General features: G+C 72.9%; 20 protein-coding genes. 16 read left to right on the forward strand and 4 right to left on the reverse strand.

Annotated features, from left to right (window positions below; all coding sequences use genetic code 11):
- Positions 1-123: 123 nt before the first annotated feature.
- Genes ACFQQI_RS21820 through ACFQQI_RS21855 form a run of 8 tightly spaced genes read left to right on the forward strand, consistent with a single transcriptional unit; the run spans position 124 to position 6,337 of the window.
- Positions 124-864: a DUF4129 domain-containing protein gene (locus ACFQQI_RS21820; RefSeq protein WP_378568528.1), complete on the forward strand. Its 741-nt coding sequence runs from the start codon at positions 124-126 to the stop codon at positions 862-864.
- Positions 861-1,331 (forward strand): hypothetical protein, encoded by a 471-nt coding sequence (locus tag ACFQQI_RS21825; RefSeq protein WP_378568530.1) that lies wholly within the window; start codon positions 861-863, stop codon positions 1,329-1,331. The genes ACFQQI_RS21820 and ACFQQI_RS21825 overlap by 4 nt, the downstream gene beginning before the upstream one ends.
- A gap of 2 nt (positions 1,332-1,333) precedes the next feature.
- Positions 1,334-2,317, forward strand: coding sequence for an AAA family ATPase (locus tag ACFQQI_RS21830; RefSeq protein WP_378568532.1), 984 nt, complete (start codon positions 1,334-1,336; stop codon positions 2,315-2,317).
- Between the two features lie 7 nt (positions 2,318-2,324).
- Positions 2,325-3,638, forward strand: coding sequence for a DUF58 domain-containing protein (locus ACFQQI_RS21835; protein ID WP_378568534.1), 1,314 nt, complete (start codon positions 2,325-2,327; stop codon positions 3,636-3,638).
- Positions 3,635-4,165, forward strand: a complete 531-nt coding sequence (locus ACFQQI_RS21840; protein WP_378568536.1) for a hypothetical protein — start codon at positions 3,635-3,637, stop codon at positions 4,163-4,165. The genes ACFQQI_RS21835 and ACFQQI_RS21840 overlap by 4 nt, the downstream gene beginning before the upstream one ends.
- Positions 4,162-4,491 (forward strand): MGMT family protein, encoded by a 330-nt coding sequence (locus ACFQQI_RS21845; RefSeq protein WP_378568538.1) that lies wholly within the window; start codon positions 4,162-4,164, stop codon positions 4,489-4,491. Before ACFQQI_RS21840 ends, ACFQQI_RS21845 begins: the two co-directional genes overlap by 4 nt.
- Before the next feature lie 41 nt (positions 4,492-4,532).
- Entirely contained in the window at positions 4,533-5,528 is a 996-nt protein-coding gene (locus ACFQQI_RS21850; protein ID WP_378568540.1) for an ATP-binding cassette domain-containing protein, read from the forward strand.
- Entirely contained in the window at positions 5,528-6,337 is an 810-nt protein-coding gene (locus tag ACFQQI_RS21855) for an ABC transporter permease (RefSeq protein WP_378568542.1), read from the forward strand. Before ACFQQI_RS21850 ends, ACFQQI_RS21855 begins: the two co-directional genes overlap by 1 nt.
- On the opposite strand, the gene ACFQQI_RS21860 is transcribed toward ACFQQI_RS21855, so the two are convergent.
- The 3 genes from ACFQQI_RS21860 to ACFQQI_RS21870 are packed head-to-tail and all read right to left on the reverse strand — an operon-like array spanning position 6,334 to position 9,859.
- The gene (locus ACFQQI_RS21860; protein WP_378568544.1) at positions 6,334-7,740 is read right to left on the reverse strand and encodes a DUF1116 domain-containing protein; all 1,407 of its coding nucleotides are present in this window, start codon (positions 7,738-7,740) and stop codon (positions 6,334-6,336) included. The two genes, ACFQQI_RS21855 and ACFQQI_RS21860, sit on opposite strands and share 4 nt — an antisense overlap.
- Positions 7,737-9,164: an FdrA family protein gene (locus ACFQQI_RS21865; protein WP_378568546.1), complete on the reverse strand. Its 1,428-nt coding sequence runs from the start codon at positions 9,162-9,164 to the stop codon at positions 7,737-7,739. Before ACFQQI_RS21865 ends, ACFQQI_RS21860 begins: the two co-directional genes overlap by 4 nt.
- Positions 9,161-9,859 carry a DUF2877 domain-containing protein gene (locus ACFQQI_RS21870; RefSeq protein WP_378568548.1) on the reverse strand — a complete coding sequence of 233 codons (699 nt, stop codon included), beginning with the start codon at positions 9,857-9,859 and terminating at the stop codon, positions 9,161-9,163. Before ACFQQI_RS21870 ends, ACFQQI_RS21865 begins: the two co-directional genes overlap by 4 nt.
- 78 nt (positions 9,860-9,937) lie before the next feature.
- Here ACFQQI_RS21870 and ACFQQI_RS21875 point away from each other — a divergent pair, with 78 nt between their 5' ends.
- The 8 genes from ACFQQI_RS21875 to ACFQQI_RS21910 all read left to right on the forward strand — a co-directional run bounded on the left by ACFQQI_RS21875 (position 9,938) and on the right by ACFQQI_RS21910 (position 20,206).
- Entirely contained in the window at positions 9,938-11,227 is a 1,290-nt protein-coding gene (locus ACFQQI_RS21875) for a PucR family transcriptional regulator (RefSeq protein WP_378568550.1), read from the forward strand.
- Positions 11,228-11,389: 162 nt separating this feature from the next.
- Positions 11,390-12,766, forward strand: a complete 1,377-nt coding sequence (locus ACFQQI_RS21880) for a uracil-xanthine permease family protein (protein ID WP_378568552.1) — start codon at positions 11,390-11,392, stop codon at positions 12,764-12,766.
- A complete protein-coding gene (locus tag ACFQQI_RS21885) occupies positions 12,763-13,578 on the forward strand; it encodes an FAD binding domain-containing protein (protein ID WP_378568554.1) in 816 nt (271 codons plus the stop codon). The genes ACFQQI_RS21880 and ACFQQI_RS21885 overlap by 4 nt, the downstream gene beginning before the upstream one ends.
- Positions 13,575-14,096: a (2Fe-2S)-binding protein gene (locus tag ACFQQI_RS21890; RefSeq protein ID WP_378568556.1), complete on the forward strand. Its 522-nt coding sequence runs from the start codon at positions 13,575-13,577 to the stop codon at positions 14,094-14,096. The genes ACFQQI_RS21885 and ACFQQI_RS21890 overlap by 4 nt, the downstream gene beginning before the upstream one ends.
- Positions 14,093-16,480, forward strand: a complete 2,388-nt coding sequence (gene cutA, locus ACFQQI_RS21895; RefSeq protein WP_378568558.1) for an aerobic carbon-monoxide dehydrogenase large subunit — start codon at positions 14,093-14,095, stop codon at positions 16,478-16,480. The genes ACFQQI_RS21890 and cutA overlap by 4 nt, the downstream gene beginning before the upstream one ends.
- Positions 16,477-17,106: a carbon monoxide dehydrogenase subunit G gene (locus tag ACFQQI_RS21900; RefSeq protein ID WP_378568560.1), complete on the forward strand. Its 630-nt coding sequence runs from the start codon at positions 16,477-16,479 to the stop codon at positions 17,104-17,106. Before cutA ends, ACFQQI_RS21900 begins: the two co-directional genes overlap by 4 nt.
- Entirely contained in the window at positions 17,103-18,500 is a 1,398-nt protein-coding gene (locus tag ACFQQI_RS21905; protein WP_378568562.1) for an amidase, read from the forward strand. The genes ACFQQI_RS21900 and ACFQQI_RS21905 overlap by 4 nt, the downstream gene beginning before the upstream one ends.
- Before the next feature lie 164 nt (positions 18,501-18,664).
- The gene (locus tag ACFQQI_RS21910; protein ID WP_378568564.1) at positions 18,665-20,206 is read left to right on the forward strand and encodes a M28 family peptidase; all 1,542 of its coding nucleotides are present in this window, start codon (positions 18,665-18,667) and stop codon (positions 20,204-20,206) included.
- 47 nt (positions 20,207-20,253) lie between these two features.
- Here ACFQQI_RS21910 and ACFQQI_RS21915 read toward each other — a convergent pair whose 3' ends face one another.
- Positions 20,254-21,729 (reverse strand): aminotransferase class V-fold PLP-dependent enzyme, encoded by a 1,476-nt coding sequence (locus ACFQQI_RS21915; protein ID WP_378568566.1) that lies wholly within the window; start codon positions 21,727-21,729, stop codon positions 20,254-20,256.
- Between the last annotated feature and the right edge of the window lie 48 nt (positions 21,730-21,777).

The following is a 21,777-nucleotide window of genomic DNA, read 5'->3' on the forward strand; positions in this document are numbered from 1 at the left end:
GCCGGGCTGCAGCTGGTGAACGGGACGGAGCCGTTCGACCCGGTCCTCTGAGCGCACATCGTGACCGCGATGTGACCTCGGGATCCGCGCACACGGACGGGGGCGCCGGGTAGGTTTCCGCGCATGACCGCACGGCGTACCGGCCCCCTGGCCGTGGCGTTGGTGACGGCGGGCGTGGTGCTCGCCGTGCTGCTGGTCACCTGGGCCGCCACGATCGGGCCCAGCGACGTGCTCGAGGGCGACGGCTGGCGGCCGGACACCAGCGCGTCCCCGTCCGCGGACGACGGGGTCGGGCCGGAGGCGCAGCCCGAGCAGACGGACGAGGACGACGAGCAGCCGCCCCACAACGAGGGGCTGCTGCGCGTCCTGGCGCTGATCCTCAACGTCGCGGCGGGCATCCTCGCGATCTTCCTGGTGGTCCGGCTGACGCGATGGGCGCGGCGCGCCCGGCTCGAGCGGCGTCGCCGGATCGCGCGGGAGGAGGCGCTCGGCGGCGAGGAGTTCGACGTCATCGAGCCCGCCGACGCCGTCGCCCGCGACCTGCTGGCGGACGCCGACGCGCAGCGCGGCCTGCTGGGCGGCGGCACGCCGCGCAACGCCGTCGTGGCGTGCTGGCACCGGTTCGAGATCACCGGGGCCGCCGCCGGCATGGCGCGGCACGAGTGGGAGACGTCCTCCGAGTACACCCTGCGCATCCTCGACCTGGTCGCGGCCGACACGGCGGCCGTCAACCGCCTCGCCGGGCTCTACCGCGAGGCGCGGTTCTCCGAGCACGACCTCACCGAGGACGACCGGTCCGCGGCGCTCGCGGCGCTCGACGAGATCCACCGGACCATCCGGCCACCCGCCCGGGCACCCGCATGAGGGGCCGCTGGGGGCCGCGGGTCATCGGCGCGGCGGCCGCCTTCCTCGGCTTCGAGGTGCTGCTCACCGCGATCGACGCCGACCCCGACCCGCTGCGCCTGGCCCTCCTGGTCGCGGTCTGCACCGCCCTGCTCGGGCTGGTGCTCGACGCGCTCGGCGGCACGGAGCCGTCGTGGGGCGTCGACGTCGAACGGCCGTCGGTCCGCGACAGCGGCGACCCGCGCCTGGTGCGGTACGTCGCGCTCATCGAGGCCCACCTGTCGGCGCGCACCGCCGAGCACGCCCTGCGTGACCGGCTCGCGCTGCTGACCGACCAGGTGCTGCGCCAGCGGCACGGGCTCCGCCGCGACGACCCCGAGGCCGCCGCGCTGCTCGACCCGACGCTGCGCGACGTACTCTCCGGACCGCCGCGGCGACTCGCCCGCGCCGAGATCGACCGCTGCCTGACCGCCATCGAGGAGCTGTGACGATGACCCAGTCCACCGCCGAACCCCTGAGCGTCCGCGACGCCGCCGAGCTCGCCGGCCACGTGCTGGCCGAGGTCGAGAAGGCGATCGTCGGCAAGCGCGAGGCGCTCATGCTCGTGCTGGCGGCCGTGCTCGCCAAGGGACACGTGCTGCTCGAGGACTACCCGGGCCTGGGCAAGACGCTCGCGGCACGGTCGTTCGCGCAGGCGCTCGGCCTGGAGTTCCGACGGGCGCAGTTCACCCCGGACCTGCTGCCGGCCGACCTCACGGGCTCGTTCGTCTACGACCAGCGCGAGGCACGCTTCGACTTCCGGCCAGGCCCGCTCTTCACCGGGCTGCTGCTCGCCGACGAGATCAACCGCACGCCACCGAAGACCCAGGCCGCCCTGCTCGAGGCGATGCAGGAGCGCCAGGTCACCGTCGAGGGCGAGACGTTCCCGCTGCCGGCGCCCTTCCACGTGCTCGCGACCGCGAACCCGATCGAGTACGAAGGCACCTATCCGCTGCCCGAGGCCCAGCTCGACCGCTTCCTCCTGCGGGTCAGCTTCGGCTACCCCTCGCCGGGCGAGGAGTACACGGTCCTCACGCGGCGCCTCCAGCGTCGGCAGGAGGAAGTCGAGCTCGAGCGGGTCACCGACGCTGCCGGGCTGCTGGCCATGCAGGCCGCGGTCGAGACCGTCACGGTCGACGAGAGCGTCGGCCGCTACTGCGTCGAGCTCGCCACCGCCACCCGCACCCACTCCGACGTGCTCACGGGCGCCTCGCCCCGCGGCTCGCTCGGTCTGGTGCTCGCCGCCCGCGCGTTCGCGGTGCTCCGGGGGAGGGACTACGTGATCCCCGAGGACGTGAAGGCCGTCTCGCGGCCCGTCATGGCCCACCGCATCACCGTGCGGCCCGAGCTCTGGATGTCCGACGTGAGCGGCCGGAGCGTCGTCGACGCCGTGCTCACCAAGGTCCCCACGCCCGCCACCCTCGACCGGCGCTGAGTCCGCGATGACCGACCCCGACGCAGCCTGGCGCCCCACGGGCGCCCTGGGCCGCGCCGTCGTCGTCGCGGCGATCGCGGTCTGCGGCGCGTTGCTGCTCGGCGACGCGTCGCTGCTGGTGATCGGAGTGCCGTTCGTGGCGATCGCGACCCTCGGCCTCCTGCACCGGCCGACCACCACCCCGACCGTCAGCGCCCGCCTCGACCACGGCAGCCTGCACGAGGGCCAGGGCACCACGTCGCGGATGGTGGTCGCGGGAGCCGACGACGCGGAGTACCTGACCCGCGCGAGCGGCCACCCGCCGTACGTCGCGATGCGGCCCCACCACGGCCAGGTCGGCGTCCTGCTCGAGGGGCCGACCGGTCCCGCCCCGCTCATCGAGGTCAGCCCGCGCCGCTGGGGCCGGCGGATCGTCGGCGAGGAGAGGGTCGCGCTGACGACTCCGTGGGCTGGCTACCGGTACGGGCCGGTGCTGCTCAGCGGCCAGCAGGTGCGGGTGCTCCCGGCGACGTCGGCGTACGACTCGCGGGCCGAGGCCCCGCAACCTCTGGGCCTCGTCGGCGCGCACCGGTCGCGGCGCCCCGGCGGGGGCACCGAGCTGGCCGGGATCCGGCCGTTCCTGCCGGGTGACCGACTGCGCCGGGTGAACTGGCGGGTCTCGCTGCGCACCGGCGACCTCCACGTCGTCAGCACCCGTGCCGAGGAGGACAGCGGCGTGCTGCTGGTGGTGGACGCGCTGGCCGACCACGGCGCGTCCGGCGGCATCGACGGTGCCTCGAGCAGCCTGGACCTCTCCGTGCGCGCGGCGTCCGCGATCGCCGAGCACCACGTGCGCACGGGCGACCGGGTGGCGCTGCGCGTGGTCGGCCGCGGGCGGGAGATGGTCGGCTACGGCACCGGCACGCGACACCTGCGGCAGCTGCAGCACACGCTCGCCGGGGTGCGGCTGGGCGAGGTGGGGAGCGAGCCCGACACCGGTGTGCTGCAGCTGGGCGTCACCGCGGGGACCATCGTGGTCGTGCTGTCGCCGATGCTCGCCGAGTCGATCGGCACCGTCGCCGCGACCCTCACCCGGCGCGGGGTGCCCGTGCTCGTCGTGGACACGCTGCCCGCCGACGTGCGCCCCGCCGTCGGCGACGGGACCGACCCGGCCGTCGCCGGCCTGGCCTGGCGGATGCGGGTCCTCGAGCGGTCCGTGGTGCTGCAGCGGCTCGCCGGCCTCGGCTGCCCGGTCGTGCCCTGGCGCGGCCCCGGCACGATCGACGACGTGCTCCGCCGCCTGGCCCGGCGGGCCCAGCTGCCGCGGGTGGTGTCGCGATGATCGAGCTCGGCGAGCTCTCCCGCAGCCAGCTGGTGCTGCGCGTGGTCGTGCTGCTGGGACCGGTCGTCGCCGTGCTGGCCGGCGGGCCGGCCGGGCACTGGCCACCGTGGTGGATGATCGCGGTCGTCGTCGGGCTCGCGGGCGGCTTCGCGGCCTTCCCCGAGACGGCGGTCGGCGCGACGACGATGCTGGTCGTGCTCGTCTGGTGGGCGCTCGGCCTCGACGACGGACTGCACCCGGCGGTCCTCGTCGCCGCGGCCGCGCTGGTGGTCTCCCACGTCGCCGCGGTGCTGACGTCGTACGGTCCCGGCGAGATGCCGGTCGACCCCGCGCTGGTGCGCCTCTGGGCGATGCGAGGTGCGCTGCTGCTGGTGTCCGTGCCACTGGTCTGGGCCCTCGCGCTGCTGCTGCGGGGCGAGCCGGCCCAGCCCGGCGTCTGGGTGGTCGGCGTCGCCGCCGGCCTCGTCGTCACGGTCGCGGCGGGCGTGGCCCTGACCACGGGGTCCCGTCAGGGGGACGTCGAGTGAGCCTCGACCACGAGAGGTACGTCGAGCTCGTGCTCCGGTGCGTCGAGTCGGTGCCGCGCGGCCGGGTCACGACGTACGGCGCCATCGCCGAGGTCGTCGGCGCCGTGGTCGGCGGCGGCGGGCCGCGGCTCGTGGGCACCGTGATGGCCAACCACGGCGGACCGGTGCCGTGGTGGCGCGTGGTCCGGGCCGACGGGTCGCTGCCGCCGAGTCACCAGGGCGAGGCCCGGCAGGCGTACCTCGAGGAGGGCACGGCGCTGCGGCCGTCGGGCAACGTCGACCTCCGTCAGGCGTTCTGGCGCCCTCCGGAGCCCGTGCAGACCTAAGTCGGTGGTCCACTGTCGGTGGCGTGGTTCAGAGTGAAGTCATGCCGCTCGCCATCCAAGCCACCGGACTCGTGAAGAAGTACGGCGACGTCGTCGCGCTCGACGGTCTCGACCTGGAGGTCGAGCAGGGCACGGTGATGGGGCTGCTCGGCCCCAACGGCGCCGGCAAGACGACGACCGTCCGGGTGCTGACCACGCTGCTGCAGCCCGACAGCGGCCAGGCCGAGGTCGCCGGGGTCGACGTGCTCGCCCGGCCCAAGGAGTTGCGGCGCCGGATCGGGGTGTCGGGGCAGTACGCCGCGGTCGACGAGCACCTCACCGGGTTCGAGAACCTCGACATGGTCGGCCGGCTCTACCACCTCGGCGCGACCGCCAGCCGGGCCCGGGCGCGCGAGCTCCTCGAGCAGTTCGACCTCGCGCACGCGGCCGAGCGGGTCGTCAAGGGCTGGTCCGGCGGGATGCGCCGCCGCCTCGACCTCGCGGGCGCGCTGGTCGCCCGGCCGCCCGTGCTCTTCCTCGACGAGCCGACCACCGGCCTCGACCCGCGCGGCCGGGTCGGCATGTGGGACGTGATCGAGGACCTCGTCCGCGAGGGCACCACGCTGCTGCTGACGACGCAGTACCTCGAGGAGGCCGACCGGCTGGCCGACCGGATCGCGGTCATCGACCAGGGCCGGGTGATCGCGCTCGGCACGGCCGACGAGCTGAAGTCCCAGGTGGGCGGCGAGCGCCTCGAGGTCGTCGTCGCGACCCGTGCCCACCTCGAGCCCGCGCGGCGCGAGGCCGCGCTGCTCTGCATCGACGAACCCTCCGTCGACGAGCGCGACCGCCGCGTCACCGTGCCGGTCGACGGCGGGGCGAAGGACCTGCGAGTGCTGCTGGACCGGCTCGACCGGGCCGGGGTCGAGGTCCTCGAGGCCGGCCTGCGCCGACCGACGCTCGACGACGTGTTCATGTCGCTGACCGGCCACCACGCGGAGGCCGAGGAGGCCGACGAGGATTCCGAAGACGCGTCGGAGCAGGAGGGAGTGGCCTGATGTCCACCATGACCGAGGCCGTGGGCGACGCCGTCGTCATCACCAACCGCAACCTGCGCAAGATCCTGCGGGTGCCCGACGTGCTGGTCTTCACCACGCTGTCGCCGATCATGTTCGTGCTGCTGTTCGCCTACGTCTTCGGCGGCGCGATCGGCACCCAGGACACCGGCGTCAGCTACCGCGAGTTCCTGATTGCCGGCGTCTTCGTGCAGACGGTCGTCTTCGGCGCGACCTTCACCGGCTACAGCCTCGCCGAGGACCTCCAGAAGGGGATCATCGACCGCTTCCGCTCGCTGCCGATGTCGACGTCGTCGGTGGTGGTCGGCCGCACGGTCGCCGACATCGGCATCAACGTGGTCAGCCTGTTCGTGATGAGCCTGACCGGCCTGATCGTCGGCTGGCGGATCCGCACGTCCGTGTTCGAGGCGCTCGCGGCGTACGCGCTGATCCTGCTGTTCGCGTTCGCGATCTCGTGGATCATGGCCGCGGTCGCGCTCACGGTCCGCACGCCCGAGGTCGTCAACAACGCCTCGTTCATCGTCATCTTCCCGCTGACCTTCTGCGCCAACACGTTCGTCTCGACCAGCACCCTCCCGGGCCCGCTCGAGACCTTCGCCAACTGGAACCCGGTCTCGTCGGTCACCCAGGCCGCCCGCGAGCTCTTCGGCAACGTCGACCCGTCCGCCCCGGTCCCCGACACGTGGTCGATGCAGCACCCGGTGGCCTACACGCTGATCTGGGTCGTGATCATCCTGGCCGTCTTCGTGCCGATGTCGATCCGGCTCTACCAGAGGGCCGCCAGCCGCTAGGCCCGCTCGCGGGTCCGCTCCGCCAGCCGGGCCAGCGCCTTCGGGAAGATCTCGGCCGGCGGCGTGACGAGCCCGGCGCCGACCTGGCCCACGCCCGCGACCTTGCCGGCCATGCCGGTGTTGATCTGCGGGAGGATGCCGGTGCGGCACACCTTCGAGACGTCGATGCCGGTGGGCGTGCCCTGGAACTCGAGCACGGGCACCGACCAGCGCGGGTTCTCGCCGAGGGTGATCTCGTGCATCCGCCGGGTGGTGGCGAGCGCATCCGGCACCGAGCCGCCGACGAAGCGCACGATCGCGGGGGCGGTGGCCATCGCGAAGCCGCCGATGCCGGCGGTCTCGGTGATCGCCGAGTCGCCGATGTCGGGGTTGGCGTCGTCGGGCCCGTAGGAGCCGAGGAAGAGGCCGTCGGCGAGCTGGGCGGGTCCGGTGAACCACTCGTCGCCGGTGCCGGCGACCTGGATGCCGAAGTCGGTGCCGTTGCGGGCCATCGCGACGACCATCGTCGAGCCGTCGATGCCGCGGGCCGCGTCGAGCGCCAGCTTGCAGGCGGGCATCGCGAGGTTGAGGAAGAAGTGGTCGTTGCCGCCGATGAATCGCAGCGCCTCGGCGACGTCGGCCGGGTCGGCACCGCTCGCGACCATCGCGGGCGAGAGGTCGCGGAGCAGCATCAGCGTGCCGGCGCGGTTGCGGTTGTGGGCCTCGTCGCCCATCTGCAGCATCTGGGTGAGGATGCCGGTGACGTCGACGGGGCCTGCCCCGGAATCCAGCTGAGCGCGCACCGCCTTCTGCAGCAGCGGGCCGAGCACGTCGCCCATCCAGCGCAGCCGGGTCAGCACCTCGGGGGAGTAGGCGCCGTACCGCAGCACCTTGCCGAGGCCCTCGTTGAGGGAGCAGTAGGTACGCCGGCCGGTGGCGGCGTCCTCGAGCACGAACATCCACATGCTCGGCGTGACCACGCCCGCCATCGGGCCGACCGTGGAGCGGTGGTGGCACGGCTCCAGCGACACCGACGTGCCGGACGCGAAGAGCGCGACCGCGTCGTTCGGGTCCTCGACGAGCCCCTCGAGCGCGGCGCCGCCCATGAGCGCGCCCTTGAGCGGGCCGGACGCGCGGTCCCACGCGATCGGCGGACCGGCGTGCAGGAACTCGCCGCGCTGGAGGCCGAGCACCTCCGAGGCCGGGGCGACGTCGACGAGGGTGGCCGTGACGTCGAGCATCGCGGCGAGCGCGCGCTCGTTCGCCGTACGGCGCAGCGGGTCGGCCGCCACGGTCGCGAGGTCGGCCTCGGTGCCGGTCATCGGCGGCCGCCAGTCGACGCGGGTCACCGGGGTGGCCTGGTCGGCGACGGCGTCGGCGAGCAGGTCGGCCCCGACGTTGACGATCGATGCGGGGGTGCTCATGCCTGGTCTCCGATCAGCTCGATGGCGCGGCGCGTGGCGCCGGCGTTGGACAGGTGCACCTCGGCGCCGGCGTCGACCAGCGCGCGGACCTGCCGCGCGCGGCCCTGCGGGTCACCGTCGGTGCCGACGACCGCGACGACCACCGGCCGCTGCACGGCGGCGACGGCCGGGGCGAGCAGCGCGGCCGGGTCGGCCTCGGCGCCGTGGCCGAGCACCACGTCGAGCAGCACGACCGCGGTCTCCGGGTCGGCGGCGGCGCGCGCGAGGTGCTCGAGCCGGAGGCTGGGGTCGATCATCGGGTGCGCGCGGCCGGAGGTGTACTCGTCGTCGCCGAAGTCGACGAACGTGTGCGGGCCGTCGCCCACCACGTGGGCGGCGATCAGCTGCGCCTCGCTCTTCAGCGTGCCGCCGACGAAGAGTCCGCGCAGCGCGCCTCCCGACGCAGATGCCGAGGTGGAGCCGTCGACCGGCCAGCCCGGCACGTCGCGGCCGAGCCGCTGCAGCACCGACTCCGCAGCCGCCGTGAGGTCGGGCCGGCCGGCGCCGAGGAGCGCGAACTCGACCGGGGTCGACAGGCTCGCGGCGTACGCCTCGAGCTCGGTCGCGACGTCGGCGGCGGGGGGCTTGGAGATCACGACGATGAGCTCGACCGTCGGGTCCTCGTCGAGGCGGCGCATCGCCTCGCGGGTGGAGGCGCCGCGGACCTCCGACGACAGGTCGCGCCCGCCGACGCCGAGCGCGGAGGTGACGCCGACGCCCGCGTGGTCGAGGAGGGCGAGCAGCTGCTGGCAGCCGGTGCCGGAGGCGGCGACGATGCCGACCGGTCCGGGCGAGACGACGTTGGCGAAGCCGAGCCCGAGCCCACCGACGACGGCGGTGCCGCAGTCCGGGCCCATGACGAGCACGCCGCGCTCCGCCGCCGCGCGCTTGAGCGCGACCTCCTGCTCGACCGGCACGTTGTCGCTGAAGACCATCACGTCGCGGCCCGCGTCGACGGCGTCCATGGCCTCGACCAGGGCGCTCGGGCCGGGCACGGAGACCAGGGCGACGGAGTCGTGGCCCAGGGTTCCAGCAGAGCGCCGCAGCGCGCTCGCCGTCGTGCGCGGGGGTGCGACCTCGGTCGGCCCCTCGACCCGCCGGCTCGCGTCGCGCAGCGCCTGGTCGACGCCGGCGATCGCGGCGGCGAGGGCGGCCTCGGACTCGAGCCGCAGCGCGACGACCATGTCGTTGGTGGTCGCCTCGGTGGGCACGTCGAAGCCCATCTCGGTCAGCACCTCGACGTTGAGGGCGGTCGCCATCGCGACCTGGGCGGCGACGACGCCGTCGAGCCCCTGGACGGTGCGGCTGACCTGCAGGAGCGTGACGGAGTCGGCGTACGCGCCGGCTCGCAGCTCGACGTGGCTGAAGGTCGATGGGGTGCTCATGCGGCGCCTTCCGTGGGGGAGAGATGGGCGAGGGCGAGGCGGGCGCCCGCCAGCAGCCCGCGGCCGGACGTGTGGCCGAGGGCGGCGAGGGCGTCGGCCCGCGCGGGCTCGGCGTCGGTGCCGAGCGCGGCGAGCCAGAGGGAGAACTCCGGGATGACCTCGCCGCGCATCGCGCAGTCGAGGAGGGCAGCGGAGAGCAGCGTGGTGCGGTCGGTGCAGGCCCGGACGTCGGCGTCGACGTCGGGCGTCTCGACACCGGCGGCGCGGTGGACGGCGAGCCAGCCGCACAGCACGTCGTCGTCGTACGGCGTGAGGCCGTCGCCGCGGCCGACCATCGCCCGCACGTCTCCGGGAGGGGGTGCGGGCGTGGCCACCGGGGTGTCCAGCGGCGGGACGTGCACCTCGACCAGCCGCCCGACGGTCATCGCGGCGCGGTCGTCGCCGGAGACCAGGTGGAGCACGCCGCCGGCGATGTCGGCGGTGTCGGTCTCCGGGACCGCCGCCGCGTCGGTGCGCAGCGCGCACGGGACCGCGACGGCGCGCTTCGAGATGACGGCGACGCACTGGCCGGCGACGTCGACGTAGACCGCGTCCCGGCCGCGGTGGATCACCGGCACGGGGCCGTCCGGCGCGGCGCGGAGGACGGACTGGACCCGTGGCGGCGCGCTGCAGGGGACGGCGCGGGTGGGGGTCACCCCGACGACGCTAGCGGGGGCGATTACCGTTTGGGGATGTCAGGTTGTGCCGACGACGAGGCCGAGGGAGTGCAAGTCTTGATAAGCGGGGACCGCGAGGAGCTCGCCAGCGCCGCGCTGGCGCGGGTCGACGCGCTGCACACCGGGCTGACCCAGATCGTGCTGGAGGGCGGCAACCTCGACGGCATCGCTGCTGAGGTCAGCCGGGTGCTCGGGGTGGGCGTCGCGTTCACGTCCTCCGACGGCCGGGTCCGGGCCGCCGCGCTGTCGCCGGAGCGCGAGCAGATGCTCGCCGAGCACGGCCTGCTCGACCCGACCGGGCGGGTCCGGGTCGAGCGCATCGACGTCCACGGCACGGCCGTCGGCGCCGGCGCGGTGCACGTCTCCCGGGTCGCCGCCGGCGGCGCCGACCTGGGCCGGCTGGTCTGCCTGCGCACCGACGAGCCGATCAACGCCGACGACGTGCACGCGCTCGAGCGCGCCGCCGCGGTCGCCGCGCTGCTGATCACCCGCGAGGCCGCCGTCTCCGCGGTCGAGAACAAGTACCAGGGCGACTTCCTCCGCGACGTCCTGCTCCGCCGCAGCGGCCGCTCCCAGGACCCGGCGTACGTCGACGAGCACGCCCAGACCTTCGGCTGGGACCTGGGCCGCCCGGTGGTCGTGGTGGTCGCCGAGCTCGACCCGGCCGAGCAGCAGGAGGCCACGGGCAGCCAGCGCCGGGCCTGGCAGGAGCGCTTCTCGGCCGCCTGGCGGCAGGTCTGCGCCTCGATCGGCGACGGCATCCCCAACGTCGACCTCTCCACCGAGGTCGTCGTGCTGCTGCCGGTGGGCGCCGGCACCGGCGACGAGCCGGTGCCCGGTCACGACGTCGTACGCCGTGCCGTCACCACGGTGACCGGCGACCGCGGGGGCGGACGCCGCCCGTTCTCGGTCGGCGTGAGCCGGGTGGCGTCGTCGCTCGAGGACCTGCCGGCGGCGTACGCCCAGGCCCGCCGGGCCGTCGAGGTCGGCCGACGGATCAGTGGGGGCCGCTCGACGACGTTCTTCGACCAGCTCGGGCTGCACCGACTGATCGCGCTGATCCCCGACACGGCGGCCGGGGCGGCCGAGCTGCGCGCGTTCGTCGAGGACGTGCTCGGGCCGCTCGCCGAGCAGACGACCGAGGCCGCCGACCTGCGCGAGACGCTGCAGGTGCTGCTCGACACGAACTTCAACGTCGCGGAGGCGGCGCGGATGCAGTTCTTCCACTACAACACGATGCGCTACCGGGTCTCCAAGCTCGAGCGGCTGCTCGGGCCGCTGTCGACCGACCCGCACCTCCGGCTCGACGTCGCGGTGGCCCTGCGGGTGCTGGAGATCGCGGCCTGATCGCCAACCGATCCCCATCGGCACGAGCCGGAATCGCCGCACCACAAGTGCTGCCAGCGCTTGCGGCGTTCCTTCGGCACTTGTGGCCGTCGAGGGTGTGTCATGGCTCTCATAGGTTGTGCAGGACTCGGGCCTGACCTGACACCGAAAGGGTGCACTGCCATGTCGATGTTCAAGTGGGAGGTCGTCGACCCCCAACCCGGTGAGGCCGTCGGCCCTCGCCAGCGCCTGCCCTGGGGCAAGACCGTGGGCGTCGGTGCCCAGCACGTCGTAGCCATGTTCGGCGCGACGTTCGTGTTCCCGCTGGTCATGGGGCTGGATCCCAACCTCGCGATCATGTTCTCCGGTATCTGCACGGTCCTGTTCCTGCTCGTCACCAAGAACATGGTCCCCAGCTACCTCGGCACCAGCGCCTCGTTCGTGGCCGGTGTGGCCGCGATCCGTGCGCAGGGCGGCGACTCCGCCGACGTGACCGGCGCGATCCTGGTCTCGGGCCTCGTGCTGCTGGCAGTCGGCGTGCTCGTCCACTTCGGTGGCTCCGGCATGATCCACAAGCTGCTGCCGCCGGCCGTCACCGGCGCGGTCGTCATGCTGATCGGCTTCAACCTCGCCCCGGTCGTGGCCGGCATCTACTGGCCGCAGGACCAGTGGGTCGCGCTCCTCACCGCGGCGTTCATGGTCGTCGCCGCCACCTTGTTCCCGGGCTTCTGGTCCCGGATCGCGGTGCTGCTGGCGCTGATCTTCGGCTTCCTGGTCTCGTGGCTGTTCGACGCGGTCTTCGGCCCCATCACGTCCGTGCTGGGCGGCGCCACCGAGGCGACCGAGCACGACCGTCTGTGGGCGTGGGACGCCGTCGGATCGGCCGACTGGTTCGGTCTCCCGAGTGGCACCCTCGGCGACGGCGTGGACGTGGTCCACGCGCCGAGCTTCTCGCTGACGTTCATCCTCCTGGTCCTCCCGGGTGTGATCGCGCTGATCGCCGAGAACACCGGTCACGTCAAGGCGGTCGCCGAGATGACCGGCGACGACCTCGACCCCTACATGGGCCGGGCCATCGCCGCCGACGGTGCCGCGACCGCCCTGGCCAGTGCGTTCGGTGGCTCGCCGACCACGACGTACGCCGAGAACATCGGCGTCATGGGTGCGACGCGCGTCTACTCGACCGCGGCGTACTACGTGGCCGCTGCCGTCGCGATCCTGCTCGGGCTCTGCCCGAAGTTCGGCGCGATCGTCAACGCCACCCCGGGTGGCGTCCTCGGCGGCATCACGATCGTGCTCTACGGCATGATCGGCCTCGTCGGCGCGAAGATCTGGGTCGAGAACAACGTCGACTTCGGCAACCCGGTCAACCTGGTCGGCCTGGCCGGCGGCCTGATCGCCGGCATCGGCGGCGTGACGCTGGAGATCACCGACGACTTCGAGCTCGGCGGCATCGCGCTGGGCACGATCATGGTGATCGTCTTCTTCCACATGGTGAACCGCGGCCACAACCGTTCCGACCACCACCGGGGCGCAGATGAGGTGACCAAGGCGCTGTGAAGCCAGCACCGTTCGACTACCGCCGGCCGGGGACCGTCGCCGAGGCCGTAGCGGCCCTGGCCGGCGAGCCGAACGCCAAGGTGCTGGCAGGTGGCCAGAGCCTGGTCCCGTTGCTCTCGATGAGACTCGCCGCTCCGGCGATGCTCGTCGACATCAACGCGATCCCGGGCCTGGACACCATCGAGGTCACGGACGGCGGCGTGCGCGTGGGCGCGCTCGCGCGGCATGCCGCCGTCCTGGCCTCCGACGACGTACGCCGCGTGCAGCCGCTCGTCACGATGGCGCTCGCGCACGTCGCGCACGCCACGATCCGCAACCGCGGCACCACCGTCGGCTCGCTCGTCCACGCCGACGCGGCCGCCGAGATGCCGGTCGTGCTCACCCTGCTCGGCGGCTCCGTCGAGGTCGAGGGACCGGCCGGCCGGCGCACGATCCCGGCGTCCGAGCTGTACGTCGGGCCGCTCGAGTCCTCGGTGGCCCACGACGAGATCGCGCTGTCGGCGTACTTCCCGGGCCTCGCGCCCGGCGCGGGCGTCGCGTTCGAGGAGATCGCCCGCCGGCACGGTGACTACGCCCTCGTGGGCGCGGCCGCGCTCGTCGACGGCGAGTCCGTGAAGGTCGGGTACCTCTCGGTCAGCGACGTGCCGACCGTCGTCGACCTGACCGGCGTCGCCGACGCCGACTTGGGGGAGGCTGCGCTCGCGCAGCTGGAGCCCCTGGACGACATCCATGCCACCGCCGCCTACCGCACCCAGCTGGTGCGCGTGCTCACCGGCCGCGTGGTACGCAAGGCACGGGAGGGAGCACAGTGAGCGAGGAGCTCCACGACGTACGGCTGACGGTCAACGGCGCGACCCACGACATCCGGGTGCCCGCGCGGCGGTTGCTGTCGGACGCGTTGCGCCACGACCTCGAGCTCACCGGCACCCACGTCGGCTGCGAGCACGGCGTCTGCGGCGCCTGCACGATCCTGGTGGACGGCAGCCCGATGCGCGCGTGCCTGATGTTCGCGGTCTCCGCGCAGGGCGCCGAGATCACCACGGTCGAGGGCCTCACCAACCCGGACGGCTCGCTCGGCCCGGTGCAGCAGGCGTTCGCGGAGTGCCACGGCCTGCAGTGCGGCTTCTGCACGCCGGGCTTCCTGACCACGATCACCGCCGGGCTGCGCGACAACCCGTGCCCGACCCGCGAGGAGGCCCGCGACATGGTCGCCGGCAACCTCTGCCGCTGCACGGGCTACCAGAACATCGTCAAGGCCGTCGAGCGCGCGGCGACGCTGGTTGAGGAGGTTGCGCAGCAACCGTCTCGAAACCAAGGAGTCTCGTCATGACGACCAAGCTGATGGGGCAAGGCGTCCAGCGCGTCGAGGACCAGCGCTTCCTGCGCGGCCAGGGCCGGTACGTCGACGACGTCGCCGTCGAGCAGGACGTGCTGCACGCCGCCGTCCTGCGGAGCCCGCACGCGCACGCCCGCATCGTCGACATCGACGTCGCCGACGTGCTCGACGTCGAGGGCGTGCACGCCGTCTACACCTACGACGACCTCGCGTCGTGCACCCCGCAGATGGCCGAGCCGCTGCCGCTGCTGATCCCGCACCCCGCGCTTACCCACGGCCGCACCCAGTACGCACTGGCGAAGGACGAGGTCAACTACGTCGGCGAGGCGATCGCCTTCGTCGTGGCCGACGACCGCTACATCGCCGAGGACGCGGTGTCCCGGATCCGGGTCGACTACGAGTTCCTGACCCCGGTCGTGGGCATCGACGCGGCCCGCGAGGCGAAGTCTCTCGTCCACGACGACGTGCCCGGCAACGTCGGCGCCCGCATGGAGCAGAACGTCGGCGACGCGCCCGCCGCCATCGCGAAGGCGCCGCACCGGCTCGAGCTCGACCTCACGATCGAGCGCAGCGCCTGCATGCCGATGGAGGGCCGCGGCACCGTCGCCCGCTGGGACCCCGACCTCAACCGCCTGCAGCTGTGGACCTCCACGCAGAGCTCGACCGGCGTCCGCGCGGCCGTGGCCGTCAAGCTGGGCCTCGACCTCGGCCAGGTCGACGTCATCACCCCCGACGTCGGCGGCGGCTTCGGCGTGAAGATCAACCACCCGTGGCCCGAGGAGCTGCTCGTGCCGATGGCGGCCCGTGCCCTCGGCCGGACCGTGAAGTTCACCGAGGACCGCCGCGAGCACTTCATCTCGTCCGCGCACGAGCGCGGCCAGGTGCAGCACATCGAGGTCGGCTTCGACGACGACGGACGCCTGTACGGCCTGAACGTGGAGTTCTGGCACGACCACGGCGCGTACACGCCGTACGGCCTGATCGTCCCGATCATCACCTCGACCCAGCTGCTCGGCCCCTACAAGCCGCAGAACTACCGGGTCGTCTTCGAGTCGCTCTACACCAACACCGTGATCGTCACGCCGTACCGCGGCGCCGGCCGCCCGCAGGGCTGCTACGCGATGGAGCGGACCATGGACGCGATCGCGCAGTACCTCGGGAAGGACCGCGCCGACGTGCGGGCGGTCAACTTCATCCAGCCCGACGAGTTCCCCTACGACCAGGGCCTGATCTTCCAGGACGGCCGCGAGCTCGAGTACGACTCGGGCGACTACCCGGCGTCGCTGGAGAAGATCAAGAAGCTGGTCGGCTGGGACGAGTTCCCGGCGTTCCGGGCCGAGATGGCGGCGCAGGGCCGCACGGTCGGCATCGGCCTCGCCTGCTACGTCGAGGGCACCGGCGTCGGCCCCTACGAGGGCGCGCACGTGCACATCGAGACCTCCGGCAAGGTCAAGGTGGCGACCGGCCTGACCACGCAGGGCCAGGGCCACGCGACCGTCTTCGCGCAGCTCGTCGCCGACGAGCTCGGCGTGAAGTTCGAGGACGTCGAGGTCGTCACCGGCGACACCCGCCGGATGCCGTACGCCGTGGGCACGTTCGCCTCCCGCGCCGCGGTGATGAGCGGCTCGGCGATCCACCTCGCGGCCAAGCGGGCCAAGGAGAAGGCGCTCAAGATCGCCGCCGAGGCGCTCGAGGCCGACGAGAAGGACCTCCAGATCGTCGACGGCGTGGTGTCCGTGAAGGGCTCGCCCGGCACGTCGATCGACCTCGGCACGGTCTCGGTGCTGTCGAACCCGCTGCGCTACGCCTTCGACGAGGCGTCGAAGGCCGCGACCCAGTTCTCCGTCGGCGACCCCGGCAAGCCCCCGGTCGCCGAGGACGACGAGCCCGGCCTCGAGGGCAAGGACTTCTACTCGCCCGAGCGGGCGACGTTCGCCTCCGGCATGCACGCCGTGATCGTCGAGACCGACCCGGACACGGCGGAGATCACGATTCTCAAGTACGCCGTCGTCCACGACTGCGGTCACCTGATCAACCCGATGATCGTCGAGGGCCAGATCCACGGCGGCGTCGCCCAGGGCATCGGGGGAGCGCTCTACGAGCGGATGGCGTACGACGAGTCGGGGCAGCTGCTCAACGCGTCGTTCATGGACTTCCTGATGCCCTACGTCACCGAGGTCCCCGACGGCATCGACATCGACCACCTCGAGACGCCGTCGCCGCTCAACCCGCTCGGCATCAAGGGCGCGGGCGAGGCGGGGGTCATCCCGTCGGCCGCCGTGTTCGCCGCCGCGATCGAGGATGCCGAGGGCATCCGGATCACCGCGATGCCGATCTCCCCGTCCGACCTGTTCACGCTGCGCCAGGAGCACTCATGAAGATCAGCGGTACCAATGTCATCGAGCAGCCCGTCGACAAGGTCTGGGAGGCGCTGCTCGACCCGCGCGTGCTGGTCGCCACGATCCCCGGGTGCTCCGCGCTGACCGCCACGGGTGAGAACGCCTACGACATGACCGTCACCGCCGGCGTCGCCGCGATCAAGGGCACCTACCAGGGCCAGTGCACGCTCTCGGACCTCGAGCAGCACCAGGGCATGACCATGCGCCTGTCCGGGGCCGGTGCGCCGGGCACGATCGACGCCACCGTCCAGGTCGCGTTCGCGTCGCCGTCGCCCGACACGACCGCGATCACCTACGAGGCCGACGCGGTCGTCGGCGGCATGGTCGGCGGCGTCGGCCAGCGGATGCTCACCAGCGTGTCGAAGCGGATGGCCGGCGAGTTCTTCGGCAACGTCGGCAAGGCGATCGCCTCCCCGGTGGTCGAGCAGGGAGGCGCCCCGGCGCCGACCGGTGTCGAGACCCCCGCAGCGTCCCAGGGCGCCGTGTTCTCGGCGCCCGCGAAGACCTCGGTCTCCTCCCAGGACGACTTCATCAAGGGCATCGCCGTCGGCGCCGGCCTCGTCGTGCTCGGCGTGGTCGTCGGGCGGCTCTTCGGGCGCCGATGAGTCACCCCACGCCGTTCTCGGTCGACTCGACCGCGCGGGATCAGGCCGCCGCCGTACGTCGCCGCGAGATCTCGGCGCGCGAGCTGCTCGACCTGCACCTCGACCGGATCGCCGAGCGCAACCCGCAGCTCAACGCGATCGTCTCCCTCGACGAGGGCCGGGCCTACGCCGCTGCCGCGGACGCCGACCGGGTGCTCGCGTCGGGCGCCGAGGTGGGGCCGCTGCACGGGCTGCCGTTCGCGTTCAAGGACACCCACGCAGTGGCCGGCTGGCGCACGACGTACGGCTCCCCGCTCTTCGCCGACCACGTGCCCGACCGCGACGAGCTGCTCGTGGAGCGGGTACGCCGGGCCGGCGCGGTCACCATCGGCAAGACGAACGTGCCGGAGTTCGCCGCCGGGTCCCACACGTTCAACACCGTCTTCGGCACCACGCTGAACCCGGTCGACCCGACCCGCTCCGCCGGCGGCTCGAGCGGGGGAGCGGCGTGCGCGCTCGCGGCCGGAATGGTCCCGCTCGCCGACGGGTCCGACATGGGCGGGTCGCTGCGCAACCCCGCGTCGTTCTGCGGTGTCGTCGGGCTGCGGCCCTCCCTCGGGCGGGTGCCCGAGTGGCCGCTCTACAACCAGTGGGAGACGACGTCGGTCGGCGGGCCGATGGCCCGCAACGTCGGGGACCTGGCCCTGCTCCTCTCGGTGCTCGCCGGCCCCGACGCCCGGGCCCCGCAGGCGCTGGGCGACCCCGGCTCGGCGTTCGCCCCGCCGGTCGGCGGCTCGCTCGCCGGGCTGCGGGTCGCGCTCTCCGTCGACCTCGGCGGCGCCTTCCTGGTCGACGAGGAGGTCGCCGCGATCGTGACCGCGTCGGCCGACGTCTTCGCCGGCGCCGGCGCTTCGGTCGCCGACGCGCACCCGGACCTGACCGAGGCCGACGACACCTTCCGCACCCTGCGCGCCTGGCACTTCCAGGCGAAGCTCGGCGCGCTGCTGGCCGAGCACCCCGGCTCCTTCAAGCAGTCGCTGGCCGACAACATCCGCGCCGGCGAGTCGCTGACCGGCGCCGACGTGGCTCGCGCCTACGGCCAGCGGACGCTGCTCTCCGAGCGGATGCGGTCCTTCTTCGGGCAGCACGACGTGCTCGTGCTGCCCGTGTCGCAGGTCCCGCCGTTCCCGGCCGACCAGGAGTTCCCGACCGAGATCAACGGCCGCGCGATGGACACCTACCTCGACTGGATGCGCGCGGCGTACTTCATCACCGTCACCGGCTGCCCCGCGATCTCGGTCCCCTTCCGCACCACCGCCGTCGGGCTGCCCGTGGGCATCCAGATCGTCGCCGCCCATGGCCGCGACCGGTTCCTCCTCGAGGTGGCGGCGGCGTTCGAGGCCGCGCTCACCTGACCGGCGCAGGCGGCCGCTCGGCGGAGGATCTCCCCCGACGGGGCGTTGTGCGGGAAGGTCTTGTGCGCTAGGGGCTTCCCGCCGGATGTCCGCCTCACTAGTGTCCGTCGGAACGGCCCGCACTCGCGATCCGAACCGCGGGCACTTCTCCGGGGAGGGCAAACGTGAAGCAGAAGAACTCCACCAGGCTCCAGATCGGTGCGCTGACGGCCACGGCCGCGCTCGGCGCCACCGCGCTCGTCGGCAGTCCGGCCCAGGCGGCCGGCGTCACCGACACCAGCGCTCTGCGGGACGCCGTGACGGCGGACAACATCTCCGTCCACCTCGACGCGCTCCAGGCGATCGCCGACGCCAACGGCGACAACCGGCAGGCCGGGACGCCGGGGCACGACGCGTCGGTCGACTACGTCGAAGGGCTGCTCCAGGCTGCCGGCTACCAGACCACGCGGCAGCAGTTCAGCTACGAGCGGACCGACTTCAGCGACTCGGCGCTGCGCAAGGTCAGCCCGACCCCGGCCACCGACTACGTGTTCGGCGTCGACTACTTCCCGATGGACTTCGCCGGCGAGGGTGACACGGGGGAGGTCCCGGTCACGGTCGTCGACGTGAACCTCGCCGGTGACCGGGCCTCGACCAGCGGCTGCGAGGCGACCGACTTCACCGGGTTCCCGGACGGGAACATCGCGCTGATCCAGCGCGGCTCGTGCAACTTCTCGGTCAAGGCCGACAACGCCATCGCGGCCGGCGCCAGCGGCGTCATCATCTTCAACCAGGGCAACGTCGTCCCCGGCGACGACCGTCTCGGGCTGTTCGGCGGCACGCTCGACCCGCCGGTGCGCTCCATCCCCGTGGTCAGCGCGCCGTTCGACCTGGGCGAGGAGTGGGCGACCACGCCGGGCCTGGTGCTCCAGCTCCGCGTCGACGCCGAGATCATCCCGGTCACGACCGAGAACCTGCTGGCCGACACCCCGACCGGTCGCACCGACCGGACCGTCGTGGTCGGCGGCCACCTCGACTCGGTCGGCGAAGGCCCCGGCATCAACGACAACGGCTCCGGCACGGCCACGATCCTCGAGACGGCTCTCCAGATGTCCGAGCTCGGCATCCAGCCGCGGAACCGGGTGCGGTTCGCGTTCTGGAGCGGCGAGGAGGACGGCCTGCTCGGGTCGAGCTACTACGTCTCGCAGCTGTCTGCGCGCGGCATCAAGGACACCGCCCTCAACCTGAACTTCGACATGATCGGCTCGGTCAACGCCGTGAACTTCGTGTACGACGGCGACGGCGACGCACTGGGCGTGTCCGGACCCAACGGGTCGGGCACGATCGAGGACGTCTTCACGGACTTCTTCGCGTCCGAGGGCGAGGCGTCGGAGCCGACCGACTTCGACGGTCGGAGCGACTACTTCGGGTTCATCAACGCGGGCATCCCGGCCGGCGGGCTCTTCACCGGCGCCGAGGGGATCAAGACCGCCGAGCAGGCAGCGATCTTCGGCGGCACGGCCGGCACGGCGTACGACCCCTGCTACCACGCGGCTTGCGACACCACCGCGAACGTCAACGACGACACGCTCGACCTGATGGCCGACGCCGTGGCGCACGCGACGCTGACCTTCGCCCAGACGACGTCCGCGGTGAACGGCACCGCGAACGGCAAGGCCATGGGCAAGATCGACTGGGCCAACAAGGGCGACCGCGCCCTGCGCTGACGGTTCGAAGGGGGGGTGACAGGCTCGGCCTCTGCTGGCCGAGCCTGTCACGCCGCGTACCCCCGCCGGACGATGGCCGCGAGCGCGTCCACGGCGCGGTCGACGTCCTGCTCGTTGGTGTACGCCGCGAAGCTCAGGCGGCAGGTGCCCGGATCCAGCCCGAGGTCCCAGTGGGCGAGCGAGGCGCAGTGGCAGCCGGCGCGCGCCTCGACGCCCTCCTCGTCGAGGGCCTCGGCCAGTGCACGGGGATCGGTTCCACTGACGGTGAAGGCCAGCAGCGGTGAGCGGGCGGTGCCGGCCGGTGGGCCGTAGGTGCGCAGCCCCGGGATGCCGTCGGTGCGCGCGAGTGCGCGCTCGGTGAGGTCGGTGACGTGGCGGTTGACCCGGCTCATGGCGGCGATCACGTCCTCGCGAGGGAGGGGTGAGCTGCTCTCGAACCGGCGCGAGCCGTCGTCGAGCGCCAGGTCGGCCAGGAGGCGCAGCGCCTGCGCGGAGGCGATCACCCCCAGCACGTTCGGCGTGCCGGCCGCGAACTTCCACGGCAGCGCGCCGTACTCCACCCGATCGGGCCGCACCTTCCCGTCGGCGACCATGTCGCCGCCGTACAGGAAGGGCAGGGATCGTTCCAGCAGTGCCTCGCGAGCGTAGAGGACGCCCACGCCGAACGGCGCCAACAGCTTGTGGAAGGAGAACGCGAGGTAGTCGACGCCCAGGTCCTGCACGTCGACCGGCGTCGTCGGGGCCAGCTGAGCGGCGTCGACCAGCAGCATCGAGCCGCGCTGGCCCGTCGGCTGGAGGTAGCCGCCCGCGTCGGCGATGGCCCGGATCCGGCGCAACGGGGGCTTGGTGCCCAGGAAGTTCGACGCGCCACTGACGCAGACCAGCTTCGTCCTGGCATCGACGAGACCCGCCAGGTGGTCCAGGTCGAGCTCGCCGGTGTCGTGGTCGAAGCGCGCCAGCCGGCACTCCACCGACCGGCCGAGCCGCGGCAGCACCTCGCCGGCGAGGGCGTACCACGGCACGAAGTTGGAGTTGTGCTCCATGAGCGTGGTGACCACGTTGTCGCCGTCGCGGAACTCGCTGAGCTGCGAGTACATGACGGCGTTGATCGCCTCGGTGGTGTTCCGGTAGGTCGCGATGGTGCGTCGGCTCGGCGCGTTGATCCAGGTCGCGATCGTGTCGTACGACTCCTCGAACCGCTCGGTCATCCGCTGCGACGCGGTCGACTGCCCGCGGTGCACGCCCTCGTACCAGGGGGAGAGCCTGCGGTAGAGGTCGATCAGCTCCCGGGGAGTCTGCGTCGTGGCCGCGTTGTTGGTGACCACTCGTCCGGTCGCCGGGAAGTCGAAGTGCGCGCGCATGGCCTCCACGTCGAGGCCGTCGGCAGCCGACCCGGCAGCGGGGTCGTACGACTGGCGGGTACGCCGCCGTTCGCGCCGGCGGGGGAGCAGCCCGCCGGTGATGAGCTGCTCGCTCACGTAGCCGTAGTGGTGACCCATGCCGACCTCCTCGACACCGGTCATCACGCTACAGTGGTGTCGGCAGGGTGGCAACCGGCAATCCAACTACAC

Origin of the sequence: Nocardioides sp. GCM10030259, assembly GCF_042666375.1 — a bacterium.
GTDB lineage: Bacteria > Actinomycetota > Actinomycetes > Propionibacteriales > Nocardioidaceae > Nocardioides.